This window comes from Bacillus pretiosus (assembly GCF_052947655.1).
The window spans coordinates 2,506,410-2,519,926 of sequence record NZ_CM129593.1; the positions used below are offsets into that span (position 1 = coordinate 2,506,410).

The 13,517-nt window shown below is 37.8% G+C and carries 17 protein-coding genes; all 17 read left to right on the forward strand.

Features of this window, described 5'->3' with window-relative positions; genetic code table 11:
• Window positions 1-53: 53 nt before the first annotated feature.
• Window positions 54-992 (forward strand): terminase small subunit, encoded by a 939-nt coding sequence (locus tag ACU8YW_RS12790; RefSeq protein WP_446894086.1) that lies wholly within the window; start codon window positions 54-56, stop codon window positions 990-992.
• Window positions 979-2,250, forward strand: coding sequence for a PBSX family phage terminase large subunit (locus tag ACU8YW_RS12795; protein WP_446894087.1), 1,272 nt, complete (start codon window positions 979-981; stop codon window positions 2,248-2,250). The genes ACU8YW_RS12790 and ACU8YW_RS12795 overlap by 14 nt, the downstream gene beginning before the upstream one ends.
• A 12-nt stretch (window positions 2,251-2,262) precedes the next feature.
• Entirely contained in the window at window positions 2,263-3,696 is a 1,434-nt protein-coding gene (locus tag ACU8YW_RS12800) for a phage portal protein (RefSeq protein WP_426966604.1), read from the forward strand.
• Window positions 3,697-3,769: 73 nt separating this feature from the next.
• Complete coding sequence (locus tag ACU8YW_RS12805) at window positions 3,770-4,537, forward strand: phage minor head protein (protein ID WP_446894111.1); 768 nt, start codon at window positions 3,770-3,772, stop codon at window positions 4,535-4,537.
• 75 nt (window positions 4,538-4,612) lie between these two features.
• Window positions 4,613-5,365 (forward strand): DUF4355 domain-containing protein, encoded by a 753-nt coding sequence (locus ACU8YW_RS12810; RefSeq protein WP_446894088.1) that lies wholly within the window; start codon window positions 4,613-4,615, stop codon window positions 5,363-5,365.
• Window positions 5,366-5,379: 14 nt separating this feature from the next.
• On the forward strand, window positions 5,380-6,225 hold the full coding sequence (locus ACU8YW_RS12815) for a phage major capsid protein (protein WP_446894089.1): 846 nt from the start codon (window positions 5,380-5,382) through the stop codon (window positions 6,223-6,225).
• 33 nt (window positions 6,226-6,258) lie between these two features.
• On the forward strand, window positions 6,259-6,420 hold the full coding sequence (locus tag ACU8YW_RS12820; protein ID WP_446894090.1) for a hypothetical protein: 162 nt from the start codon (window positions 6,259-6,261) through the stop codon (window positions 6,418-6,420).
• Complete coding sequence (locus ACU8YW_RS12825) at window positions 6,421-6,729, forward strand: head-tail connector protein (protein ID WP_446894091.1); 309 nt, start codon at window positions 6,421-6,423, stop codon at window positions 6,727-6,729. It begins immediately after the preceding gene.
• Window positions 6,726-7,070: a head-tail adaptor protein gene (locus ACU8YW_RS12830; protein ID WP_446894092.1), complete on the forward strand. Its 345-nt coding sequence runs from the start codon at window positions 6,726-6,728 to the stop codon at window positions 7,068-7,070. The genes ACU8YW_RS12825 and ACU8YW_RS12830 overlap by 4 nt, the downstream gene beginning before the upstream one ends.
• Entirely contained in the window at window positions 7,045-7,452 is a 408-nt protein-coding gene (locus tag ACU8YW_RS12835; protein WP_264461546.1) for an HK97-gp10 family putative phage morphogenesis protein, read from the forward strand. The genes ACU8YW_RS12830 and ACU8YW_RS12835 overlap by 26 nt, the downstream gene beginning before the upstream one ends.
• Before the next feature lie 5 nt (window positions 7,453-7,457).
• On the forward strand, window positions 7,458-7,820 hold the full coding sequence (locus ACU8YW_RS12840; RefSeq protein WP_264461545.1) for a hypothetical protein: 363 nt from the start codon (window positions 7,458-7,460) through the stop codon (window positions 7,818-7,820).
• 14 nt (window positions 7,821-7,834) lie between these two features.
• On the forward strand, window positions 7,835-8,428 hold the full coding sequence (locus ACU8YW_RS12845) for a hypothetical protein (RefSeq protein ID WP_098363852.1): 594 nt from the start codon (window positions 7,835-7,837) through the stop codon (window positions 8,426-8,428).
• A 47-nt stretch (window positions 8,429-8,475) separates the two neighbouring features.
• Complete coding sequence (locus tag ACU8YW_RS12850; RefSeq protein ID WP_327960681.1) at window positions 8,476-8,904, forward strand: hypothetical protein; 429 nt, start codon at window positions 8,476-8,478, stop codon at window positions 8,902-8,904.
• Window positions 8,905-8,957: 53 nt separating this feature from the next.
• Window positions 8,958-9,215: a hypothetical protein gene (locus tag ACU8YW_RS12855; RefSeq protein ID WP_327960680.1), complete on the forward strand. Its 258-nt coding sequence runs from the start codon at window positions 8,958-8,960 to the stop codon at window positions 9,213-9,215.
• Window positions 9,216-9,752, forward strand: a complete 537-nt coding sequence (locus ACU8YW_RS12860) for a phage tail tape measure protein (protein WP_446894093.1) — start codon at window positions 9,216-9,218, stop codon at window positions 9,750-9,752. It begins immediately after the preceding gene.
• A 91-nt stretch (window positions 9,753-9,843) separates the two neighbouring features.
• A complete protein-coding gene (locus ACU8YW_RS12865; RefSeq protein WP_264461539.1) occupies window positions 9,844-10,821 on the forward strand; it encodes a putative endonuclease domain-containing protein in 978 nt (325 codons plus the stop codon).
• A gap of 550 nt (window positions 10,822-11,371) precedes the next feature.
• On the forward strand, window positions 11,372-13,507 hold the full coding sequence (locus ACU8YW_RS12870) for a phage tail tape measure protein (RefSeq protein WP_446894094.1): 2,136 nt from the start codon (window positions 11,372-11,374) through the stop codon (window positions 13,505-13,507).
• Window positions 13,508-13,517: the final 10 nt, after the last annotated feature.

Below are 13,517 nucleotides of genomic sequence, written 5' to 3' on the forward strand. Positions count from 1 at the left end.
TATATTTTGAATTTTCTGTGAAATAATTCAGGGATTACCGCGAGGTGGTGAATATGGCTAGGCAACGTAGCCCAGATCGTGACAAAGCATTTGAAATATATAAAGCAAGTAAAGGAGAGAAGCCATTAATTGATATTGCAGCTGAGTTAAACCTCAAACCTTCGCAAATCAGAAAGTGGAAATCACAAGATAAATGGGCCGAACAATTAAAAGGTAACGTTACTATTGCGAAAAGGAGTGTTACTAATGTTAAAAATCCCAAGACGAAAGCCAAGTTAAAAAAGATGCTAGATGATGAAGAGCTGACGGAACAAGAACGGCTTTTTTGTTTGTATTACGTGAAGTATTTTAACGGTACGCAAGCTGCACTGAAAGCTGGCTATGCCAAGAGTAGCGCGCATGTTACGAGTAGCCGGTTACTGAGAAGAGAACGTGTAGCATCGTACATTCGGGAGATTAAAGGTGCAATGGTTGAAAACATATTTGTAGAAGCGATGGATGTTTTAAATGAGTACATTAAGATTGCTTTTGCGGATATTACGAATTATGTAACCTTTGGTCAAAGAGAGGTAGAAGTTATGGGACCGTTTGGACCTGTAAAAGATGAGGACGGAAAACCAGTTATGAGGACCATTAGTTATGTTGATTTTAATGAATCAGATATGGTTGATGGTTCTATCATTGCGGAAGTGAAAAAAGGAAAAGAAGGAGTGTCTATCAAGCTTGCTGATAAGATGAGAGCACTTGATAAACTGGCGATGTACTTTGATTTAGTGCCTGATAACTTCAAACGGAAAATTGAAGAAGAGCGTCATAAGATGCATATGGAAGTACAGAAAGCGAACATAAAGAAAGCTAATGCTGAATTTGCAAATTTAACTGGTGATGAAGACGATGATAATGCAGAAGCAATTCAAGATTTCTTACAAGCAACTGCTCCTGATCCAGAAAAGATGAAAGAAGTATTTGGTGATGCAGATGGCGAGGATTAAAAAGCGGAAAACCAAATCGTTTAAGTTTCAGCTGTTTTCAAATAAACAATTACAATTATTGTGGTGGTGGCGAGATGGTTCGCCATATGAGAATCATGACATCGTTATTGCAGATGGAGCAATTCGTTCTGGTAAAACAATTTCGATGATCTGTAGCTTCTTGCAATGGTCACAAGAAAAGTTTAAAGGTGAGTCATTTATCATTGCTGGTAAATCAATTGGCTCATTAAAACGTAACGTAATCAGCCCTATGATACAAATACTTACCGCATGGGGTTGGCGATATGATTACAACCGTTCTGAAAACTATCTGCAAATTGGGTGGAATACGTACTACTTGTTTGGAGCTAATAAGGAGAATTCGCAGGATACGTTACAAGGTTTAACCGCTGCTGGCTCATTAGCTGATGAAGCTGCTCTATTTCCTAAATCATTTATAGATCAAATGATTGGGCGTTGTTCTGTTGATGGCGCAAAGATATTTATGAACTGTAACCCTGGTTCGCCATATCACTTTGTAAAAACAGAGCTTATCGATAAGAAAAAAGAGAAGTTAGTTTGTCATTTGAAATTCACAATGGACGATAATTTATCTCTTTCTGAGAAAGTAAAAGACCGCTTTAAACGTATGTTTAGTGGTGTGTTCTATCAACGCTATATATTAGGGTTATGGGTAATGGCGGAAGGTTTAATATATAGTATGTTTAATGAAGATGAACATGTTGTACCGTCGCATCCAAGAAAATACGAACAGTACTATATCTCCTGCGATTACGGTACACAAAACCCTATGGCTTTTGGTTTATGGGGCTTATGTGGTGGCATTTGGCATAAGGTGAAAGAATACCATCATGACGCTCGTAAGAAGAATTTACAAAAGTCAGATGAACAATATTATGATGATTTAGTTGAGTTTGCAAACGGTCTAACCAAGCGTATTATCGTAGACCCATCGGCAAGCTCATTTATTATTTTACTGAAACAAAAAGGTTGGAAAGTAAAAAAAGCAAAGAACGATGTATTAGATGGAATACGAAATGTAGCTACTGCATTAACAACGGAATTAATTAAATTCTGCGATTGTTGTAAAGAAACGCTGCGTGAGTTCTCTTCTTATGTATGGGACGAGAAGGCAATGGAGCGCGGTGAAGACAAACCGATTAAGCAGAATGACCATCAAATGGATAGTGATCGTTACTTTGTGAATACCGTAATTATGTCTAATAACAAAGCAAGAGCTGTTAAGTCAATCTATTAAGGAGGTGAGATGATGTTTGAACACTACATTCCGTTACTGGATGAAAACAATGGGGAGCCTACACCCAAGCTGCTCAAAAAGATTATTGATGAATTTGAACCGTTAAAAAAACGAATGATTAATAGGTACGAACGATACAAAGCAAGTGAAAAAGGCGTACCTATCTTTACTCGTGAGTTTAAAGGTGATGGAAATAAGGATAAGGTTAACAACAAGCTGAACAATGACTTCTTCTCTGAAATTATTGATACAAAGATAGGGTATATGTTTGGATTACCTGTTTCATATAGCTTAGATCATGACGATGAGGAAGTATTAAAACGTATCCAAAATTTCTTAAAGGCAAATCATACTGAAGATGCTGATGCGGAAACAGGAAAGTTTGCTTCTATTTGTGGGTATGGGGCAAGACTGCTTTACCATGATAAAGATGGTGAAGAAAAGGTTATGAATATCAAACCTTATGAAGCTATCTTTCTTACGAATTTAAGCATTGCAGAGCCTAAATACGCTATCCGTTGCTATCCAGTCAAAGTAATTGACGGCGATGACTTTAAAGATGGATATAAAGTGGAATTTTACAATGGTACGCAAATCATTGAGTACACTGGTGAAGATTTAGATAAGCTGAAAGAAACAAATCGAATCACTAATTTATACAAAGGTGTACCACTTATCGGATTTCCTAACAATGAAGAATTGCAGGGGGATGTTGATAAAGCTATTGCGCTTATTGAAGGGTACGACAGAGCGCTTTCTGATGTGAACAGTGAAATTGAGCAGTTCCGCTTGGCTTATATGATTTTTAAAGGTGTTGATATAGATGATGATACTATCGAGAAGTTAAAACAAACTGGAGCTCTTGATGTAGGCGAGAGTGGCGAGGCTTCATTTTTAACTAAGGATCTTAATGATAACATCTTGGAACACCATCTAAATAGATTAGAAAAGAATATATGCCGTTTTACAAAGCATGTTAATCTTTCTGATGAATCATTCGGTGGAAACCTCACTGGGGTTGCTATTCGTTATAAGCTACTAGCATTAGAAACGAAATCAGGAACGTTAGAAATGAAGTTTACCAAGTCATTGCGACAACAATTTAAGTTACTATTCGACGCTTGGAATTTACGTTCAAACAAAGCTGAGCTTGATTATCTTTGCATGACATTCCAATTCACTCGTAATCTTCCAGCCAACTTATCTGATGAAGCTGACGTTCAGTCTAAACTACAAGGTTTAATAAGCGAAGAAACACGATTATCTATGTTATCTGTTGTTCCTGATCCAAAGGCAGAATTACAAAAGATGAAGGAAGAAGAGGTTGATTCTATCGATTTAGACACTGTACATAAAGGCGGTGAAAACGATGGAATGGGACAAGAAGCAGAAACACCTCCAAAAGATAGAGGACGAACTGGAAAAGGCGATTCTCTACCTGTATAAAGACGCTTTAGAAGAAGTCAGAGGAATACTGGCTTTTTATTATGCCAAATATGCAGTGAATGAACAATTAAGTATGCAGGATATGCGTCGATTCAATCGATATAAGAACATGCAAAGTGAACTGCAACAAGTTATTAATGAAATAACATATGAGAAAAAGAAAACTCTCAATGAAAGACTCTCCACTCAGTATGGAGAGTCTTTTTATTACACGAGTTATCTTATTGAACAAGAAGTTGGTGCATCCCTTTCATACGGTCTTCTGGACCCGAACGTCATTAAACGAGCAGTACAAATGCCAATCGATAAAATGACACTTAATCAAAGGTTAAGTACACATCGAGTACAGATAATTAGCCGAATACGTAAAGAACTATCCATCGGTCTTAGAAAAGGCGAAGGGTATGCAGTAATGGCTAATCGTATTAAGCCTATTCTTGATGGTGATGCGAAGAAAGCACAAATGGTTGCTTGGACAGAAAGTGCTAGGGTACAAAACTTAGGTACTTATGATAGTGCCTCTCAAGCTTTCGATGAAGGCGTATCTATGGAGAAAATTTGGATTTCTACAATAGATAAACGTACACGTCCTACTCATCAAGCAGCAGATCATCAAAAAGTACCGTTTAAAGGATTATTTAAAGTCGGTGGTTATAGCTGCGAATATCCACATGATAGTAATTTACCTGCTAAAGAAGTTGTACGCTGCCGCTGTACTTTCATTACTGAGGTAGCGGATGTTAGCCCATTCATTGAGAGAAGGGCTAGAAATCCGACAACAGGTAGAAATGAAGTTATTGCAGCAGTTAGTTATGAAGAGTGGAAAGACTTTCTTGAATAATAAAAAAACACTTGAGGGCTTATAGATTACGAACTTAACAGGGCGTATTCATAGGAACTCAGAGGAGGAATAATGATGAAACAATTACAAAAGCAAGCGGATGTACAGTTTTTTAAAGAGAAAGAATCTATAAAATTACCATATCGGTTATGTTTAGCAAACATTCAATTCTTTGCTGAAGGTGATGGTACTGACAGTGGTGTAGGAGGAACGGATGACAATACGGCAGGGAATTTAACTGGTGAAAATACAGATGGTAGCAATACACAGCAAAATTCCCAAACTGAAGGTGGCAATCAACCAAAAGAACCGCAGTTAGATCCAGCGACGAAAGACTTCATCGAGAAGATGTTGCAGTCTCGTGAAGATAAAGTACGTACCAAGTATGCGAAAGAGCTTAGCGCAACTAAAAAAGAGCTAGAAAACTATAAAACAGCTTCTATGACTGCTCAAGAAAAAGCAGAATATGAGATGAAAGAGTTACAAAAAACACTCGAAGAACGCGAACAAGTATTACATCAAAAAGAAATGCAAAGTGCGGCAACAGAAGCACTAGCTAAAGTTGGGTTAGATATTAAATTTGTAGACTTCGTTGTAGGTTCTGATGTTGATGATACAAAAGCTCGTGTAACGAAACTTGGTGACTTATTCAATGCTTCATTAGAAGCGAAAGTAGCAGAGAGATTCAAAGCAGCAGGGCGTGATATCTATGCCGGCTCTGGTAATGGAGCTACATTTACACGTCAACAAGTAGAATCAATGAGCCAGTCAGAAATCAATGCGAATTGGACTCAAATTCAAAAAGACATGAAAACATGGACAAACTAAGGAGGAATTAATATATGTCAGTAGCAACTTTTATTCCAACAATTTGGGAAGCACGTTTAATGGCGAACTTCCACAAGCGTTCTATCGCGGATTTAATTACAACGAAGCCAGCAAAAATCGAAGGTAACAAAATTATCTTTAATCGTGTTGGTGCAGTGAATGTAAAAGATTATTCTGGTTCTGTTGAATGGGATGATACAAACCCTTCTAAAGTAGAAATCAATATGGATCAGAAGAAGTACTTCGCGTTCAAAGTAGATGATGTAGATGCTGTACAAGCTGCAGGAGACTTAATTGACCCACATACACAAGAAGCAGGGTCAGTACTTCAAGAAACAGTGGACACATTTGTATTAGGTCTTTATACAGGTGCTCATAAAGACAACGTAATCGGTACTGACTCTGCTGCGATTGAATTATCGCTTAAGAATGCATACGACTATATTGTTGACCTTAATACAACATTAAATATGAAGAAAGTTCCGAAAACTGATCGTTTTACAATCATCAATTCTCAAGTTCTTGGATTACTTTCAAAAGATGACCGTTTCACAAAACAACCTGTTATTTTGGAAAATGGTGTTGTAGAAGGACAAGTGATTAATGGTTCGCAAATCGTTGTATCAGAGGAAACACCTCATACAGCTGGTAAATATAAAATTCTTGGACTTCACAAGTCTGCGATTGGACATGGAAAACAATTAAACGAAACAGAAGCGCAACGCCTTCAAAATTCATTTGCAGATGGTGTTCGTGGTCTTATGGTTTACGGTGCTGGAGTGCTTCGCCCAGAATCATTAGCAGTACTTACAGCTACAATCGCACCAACTACACCAGAAAAACCAGAGGGACAGGCGTAAGCCTTTCCTCTGGTTTTTGAAAGGAGAGATAGTATGCCTTGGTTTTTGAACACACAAACAGATGTTAAATGGGAAGTGACAGATGCTGATCATGTAAAACGCTGTAAGAATGACCCTGTATATGAAGAAGTAGACGAACCAAAACAAGAATCGGTTAAAAAGAAAAGACAAGCATCAGCAAAGACGAGCGAATAAATGGATATGAAAGCAGAAATTCTAAAACGTATAAAACTACAAGTGCCCAATATAAGTGATGAAAACTTATTAATTAGCATTGAAGATACAATGTTAATGGTCGCTGAGTACACAAATAGAACCATTCCTGAATTTCCTCCTGCTTATCCTGGTATCATCGCAAAAATGATTGTTTTTGAGTATAAGGAACAGGAGCGAGAAGGGAAGAAAAGTGAATCGTTAGGTAACTATTCTGTTACTTATGACAACGTGGGAGATTATCCAGCGAGCGTTACGAAAGGGTTGAAAGTGAGGTTGCGCGTCTTATGATTCAATCAATGATTCGTAAGTTTGGCAAAGATGCTACAGTACTTCGTAATGCAGGTTCTGATGATGGACCATACCCAACAGAAGAATGGAAAGAAATTAACAATGTAAAAGGTGTATTAGATGCTATTCAAGGAACAAAGGATGCCCGTAACAAGAAAGTAGAAGAGAAAAGCACGCATTTCTTTTATTGCCTACCATTTGATGTAACAATTCAAGATAGATTAGTTATCGACAAGAAGGTATACAGCGTTACTTATCTGGGCGATCCAATGAATGCAGGTAGATTCTTTCAAATAGAATTGGAGATGTTGCCATATGAGCATGAAATTCCAATCAAATAGAGCTGCAGTAATGGCAAGGCACTTAGCAGCTAAGAAAGCGGCTCACACTGCTATTGGTCAGTTTGTAACATCTAAAGCTAAGTTACTTGCTGCTGTAGATACTGGTAATTTGAGAAGGAGCATTAGTTCTAAGGCGGAACAAGAAAAAGTTGTTATCGGTACTTCTGCTGATCATGGTATTTATGTTGAGAAGGGAACAGGACTCTATGCTGTAGACGGTGATGGGCGTAAAACTCCTTGGATGTACCGTGACCCGAAAACAGGGAAGGTGGTTAAAACTCAAGGGCAACATGCACAGCCTTTTCTTAGACCAGCAGCAGAGAGCAATAAACCGCAAATTACACAAGTTGGCACGCGAACCTATTCGTCATTAATGAGGTAGATACCATGAATGACTTTATAAATATATTACACAGTGAATTAAAACAGATTCATAAGGAATCGTACTACGAAAATGCAACTACTAAAGCTATTATGCCATATTTGGTATATACGGTTGGTGATGATAAGGAACCTTGGGGACGGAAGAATATCATGCTTACAATTGATATATACGGCACTTCTGCTCATATAGCTAAGATTGACCAACTGATTACAGATTTAGAAAACAATCTTCATAGAAAGAGATTAAGCAGCGCTGAATTTGGTGCTGCTATTTCTTATCTTTCGAGTCAGAAAGTACCTGATCCAGACCCAAATATCATACGCAAAGAAGTGCGGCTCATTTTAAGAACTTATTTTAAACAATAGAAAGGGTTGATTATATGGCAGCTCCACAACCAAAACCAGAGAATGTCCTCTTCGGAGATTGGGGTGCATTCTTCTTTAATTATGGAGAAAAAGACGAACTTCCTGTAGGTGCTACGCAAGGTGGCGGTTCTTTTAAGTATGAGCCAGAGTTTAAAGAAATTGAGTATGATGGTTCTCCTGGTGACACTATGGGGATGAAGCGTATCACTAAATCAAAAACTCAAATCAGTTTTAAGACACTTGAATTTTTGGATAAAGAAAAAATCAAAAATTTTATTGCAGGATTAAAAGTTTCAGAAGAAACCGTTACAAAAGACGGAAAAACTATCAAATACGATGTAATTGAAGCAACGGAACGCCTTACGAAAGAAAGCTACCTTAAAAATGTAGCGTGGGTTGGCGAAACGTTAGGTGGCGATATCGCTGAGATTATCGTATATAACGCGTTATCTGATGGTTCTTTAGAAATGGGATTTGAAAATGAAAGTGAAGTAGTTCCAGAGGTTACATTCACTGGACATCGTGACCCAGAAAACATTCGAAAAGTACCATGGAAGATGCGTATTTTAACAGCGACAGAAGCAGCTAAATTAATACCAGCAGGTTAAAGAGTAGGGATAATCCCTGCTCTTTTTTATTTTAAGGAGGAATAAATGTGACTATTGCTATTCAAGAAAAAGAATACAAAGTGAGACAAATTAATGGTGGAGATTTATTTTCCGTAGTTCGTATTTTGAAGAAATCGAAATTCAAGGTAGATATTAACTTACTTAAAGATTTAATGATGGGTGTACGAAATAAAGAAGGTGCAACACAAGCTGATGTATTAGCTGCACAAGAGACTTTCGGGTATGACATTATCATGAAGTTTATCTTCGGATTAGAAGAAGCTGAACAGGAATTCTTTGAATTTGTAGCCGGACTTTTAGTTCATGAAGATGAAAATGGTAAAAAAACATCCCCAGATTGGGAAACAATACGAACTTTAAATCTAGAAGAGTTAGTGAAGTTGTTTACTGCAATTAAAAATTCAGAAGTTGGACTGGTTAAGCTTTTTTCCAATGCGGTGAACTTGATGAAATAGACTTCATCGATACGTTAGCTTCTCGCTATCCAAATATGGAGTACATAAGGAGTTTGGATGCAGAGATAGTTATTAACTTGTATCTCACCGCAAAGAAGAAAGAAATGGACCGCATGTTATGGGAGGAATGGTGTGCCCTACAACCGTACTGCGATGAAACATTTCCTCAATTTAAATATAAGCGCGAAAATCCAACACAAGAACAGGTACAGCAATACAACGATTCAATCGAACAAACACCGAAACAGAAATTCACAAAAGAAGAAGTGTTTGCTCGTGTTGCGAAAATCCGCGGAAAGGCGGGTGAATAGATGGAACTATTTAAGATGTTTGGGACAATCTTCTTAAAGGATGATCAGTTACAAAGAGGATTGACTAATGCTGAAAGAAGCGGACAAAGAACAACAGGTATCTTAGGACGTGGATTCGGACAAGTCGGACAAGCCGCAGTAGGATTAGGTTCATCTGTTGGTGGAGCCGCTATAGCTTTGGGGGGATTAGTGGGCGTTGCTGTCGGTGTAGGTGCTGCAATTGCTGGTGTAGTTCATGTTGGTTCTGAGTACACGAAACAAATGTCAAAGGTAGAAGCTCTTTCACGTTCGAATGGATTACAAATGGCCGAGCTTGGAGCTAACGCTCGTAAGCTTGGTGCTGAGACAAGATGGTCTGCTACAAACGTAGCTGAAGCCTACGAATATATGGCCTTAGCTGGTTGGGATTCTAACCAAATGATTGCAGCTAGTAAACCTTTACTTGATTTAGCAACTGCTGGTGCATTAGACCTTGCAAAGGCTTCTGATATAGTGACTAAAAAATATTGGTCGGTTGTCGAGAAATCGGCAGCATAAAAAATCGGGTGAATTCATGGGAAATCTAAGTTTATGTTTAATTGAAACTATGACTCCTTTTTGTTAATGTGTGTAAAAAGGGGTTGTTAATTTGAATAAACATGGGGAGAATTTTATTGATTTCGTCGCAACAGAAACGAATGGAAAATATATAGTATTAGGTGAATATGTGAAATCATCAGTTAAAATAAAAATAAAACATATTGTATGTGGGCATGAATACGAAGTAAGACCAAACGACTTCAAAAGTGGATGCAGATGTCCTATTTGTGCCAATATAGGACGTCAAACAAAAAGAAGGAAGACCACTTTTTCAGAAGACGTAAAGTTAGTAGTTGGCGATGAATATACATTCATAGATGAATACGTGAATTATCACACTAAATTAAATGTTATTCATAATCAGTGTGGAGAAAAATATGAAGTCAGTCCCGCTAACTTTTTAAAAGGGAAAAGGTGTCCTACTTGTTCAATTGTAAAAAGAGCTAAAAAAAGAGCTAGAACAACAGATGATTTCATAAAAGAAGTGTATGCAGAAGTTAAAGGTGAATATGAAGTTCTTGGGGAGTACGAAAATTCTATAACTCCAATTAAAATCCAACACAAAGAATGTGGTCATGTGTATAAGGTTACCCCTAGTAATTTTCTTAAACACGGGAAAAGGTGTCCTAAATGCAGATACAGTCGTGGAGAAAAGCGAGTTAGAGATTTTTTAGAGCTTCATAACTTCAAATTTGCTGAACAACATAGATTTTCTGATTGTACACTAACAAAGATGCTTGTATTTGATTTTGTTATCTTTGACGATATTAATAAAATTACACATGCTATTGAATATGATGGTGAATTCCATTTCTTTAAGCTTTTCCGAACAGAAGATAAATTCAGATTGCAAAAGATGAGAGACAAAAAGAAAAATGACTACTGCAAGGAAAAAGATATTAAACTGATTCGGATCCCTTACCAACAATTCAATAATATAGAAAAAATATTAAGTGCTAAATTAAACGTAAATACGACAATCATGAGCCAAGCCTGCGCGGAAACGGCAGGAAGGTGCAACGACTAGATAAAGTAAGCTAAATAATCAAGACGCTCAAATGAGGGTCTTTTTTATATGCTTAAATATCCACGAGCGCCCGACACCCTAACGTAAAGTCGAGGGTGAAGATATAGTCTGAACTGGGGATGGAATGACATCCCATAATGCGGTGAAAACCCCAGATGTATCAGATAAAGAACTGATACGATAACAAATTGGATACAATGACACCATTCGGAATGAAAGCTTCTGAAGCAGGACGAGCTGCCGATGTATTTGCACTAGCTCAAGCGACTGCCAACTTAAACGTTGAGCAGCTGGGTATCATAGTTTTGCCCCTAATAGTGGCAACATTATTAGCAAACTGGGTGAATTCGGGGAAACCTAAGGATAACTATCTATGGCAATCCCGAGCGAAGTCTTTCAGGAATGAAAGAAACGTGTAACGACTAGGAGAAGTACTCCAGAACGGAAGAAACTCCCACGAGCGCCTGGCATCTTACTGAGATGATGATATAGTCTGACCTTGCAGGAAACTGTAAGAAGTAAAGGATAAAGAGCCTTTACGATAACATGAATGGAAACTATGAAATATGCTGCTCCTGTAGCTGCTACATTCGGTTTAAACATCGAGCAAACAGCTGCAATCGCTCAGATATTTGCAAATAACGGTATCAAAGCTTCTATGGCTGGTACTGCATTACGTGCTGGATTATCTCGTTTGGCTGCCCCGCCAAAAGAAGTCGCTAAATCATTATCAGCATTAAATGTAACTGTAAAAGATTCACAGGGTAACTTAAAACCAATGAATGAGATTATCGGTCAATTACACGATGGGTTCGGGAAGTTAACTGACGCTCAACAAATTGCTGCTGCAAAAGCAATCTTCGGTGAAGAAGCGTATGCAGGATGGATTCAAGTTATTAAAGGTGGTAAACCTGCCTTTGATGATATGGTAAATACCCTCGAAACAGCTGAAGGTTCTGCGAAAGTTATGGCTGAAACAATGGCAAATAACTTATCAGGTGCAGTTGATGGTGTTAAGTCCCAATTAGAAAATTTAGGTCTTGTTGTTTTCTCACACCTTGAACCAGCGCTTGTTGCAATGACAAATGGAACAAATGGTGCTGTTAAATCTCTTACTGACTGGCTTGATCCATCCGGTAGAGCAGTCGAAGCAGCAAAGTTAATGCAACAAACTGATCAACAATTAGCTCAATCTAAAGCTATTCTTGATATGAATCTTAAAAAAGGGAAGATAACACAAGAAGAGTATAATGAAAAACTTGCTTTAGCTAAAAAACACACTGAAGATATGATGAACGCCGACGGTATGTTAGCTCAGAAAAAAGAAGAATTAAAAATGAAGGTCGAGGAAGGAAGCATGACTCAAGAAGAGGCTAATAAAATCCTCGACCAATCTGAAGTTGAATACCAGAAACTTCAACAAGGTATTGAGCAAACACGCCAAAGACAAGAAGCCATGAATAAGGTATTTGAACCTTTTCGTAATGCTATCGGTATTATTCAACAAGTTGGTGCCGCTATTGAACAGTTTTGGATTGCTGCAACTGGAGATAGAAACGCACTAGTTGAGGGATACGATATTCTTACTAAACTAGGATTCTCAGCTAACGCTATACAGTTTATACAAGAAACTACAGCGGCAGTGCAATACGGTGTAGAAACCATGAAAGCCCTAGTGTCAGGTGATTGGGGAGCTGCTAGTAATTTCTTGGATAAGTTAGGTTTTTCTCCAGAACAAAAAGCGAATATTATCATGTTCGTTCAGGATGTGCATGCCCAATTAAGTAGTTTTATAGAAAATGTACAATCTCTAATCTCAGCTGCAGCTCCTATAATTATGGGAATAATCGGGGCTACTTGGGATTTTATTAAAGGTGTATTCAATACAATAGCTCCTTACTTGATGCCTTTGCTGACGGATGTCCTTAACTTTGTGAATGGGATTATAGCGCAAATTACTTCGTTTTGGAAAGAAAACGGAGATCAAATTGTTCAAGCTGTAAAAAATGCCTTTTCAATCATTCAATCTATTATAGCTTTTGTAATGCCAGCTGTAATGATGATTGTAAAAAGTGCATGGGACGCTATTAAAGATATTATCCAAGGTGGAGTTAACATCATCATGGGTATTATTAAATTTTTTGCTGCACTACTGACAGGTGATTTTCGCGGTATGTGGGATGCGGCGAAACAAATTTTCAGTGGAGCTATCCAATTAATTTGGGGGCTTATTAATTTATCGTTTGTAACTAAGATTTTAGGAGCAGCTAAGGGGTTGGCGATGTCCTTCGGCTCAGCAATTAAGGGAATGTGGTCTACTGTCGTTGGATATTTCAAGACATTTATCAAGGAACCAATCGCTTCTGTAGTTCGTATGGCAATCGAAATAGGTGAAGCCGCTATGAAAATCAAAGACAAACTGATTAATCCTATTAAAGAAGCTTGGAGTGGAATTATGGGATGGATTGATAAAATTAAAAATGGTGTAGCAAATATGTTTAGTGGTATTCACATTCCTGTCCCGAAGATTAGTGTAAATGGATCACTAAACCCTGTTAATTGGGCAAGTGAAGGTTTACCATCTTTCAGTGTTAAGTGGGCTGCAAACGGCGCTTTAATTAAGCCTGGTAACCCAACATTAATTGGGGTTAAATCTAGCCCGGTTGTCGAGAAATCGGCAGCATAAAATATCGTGT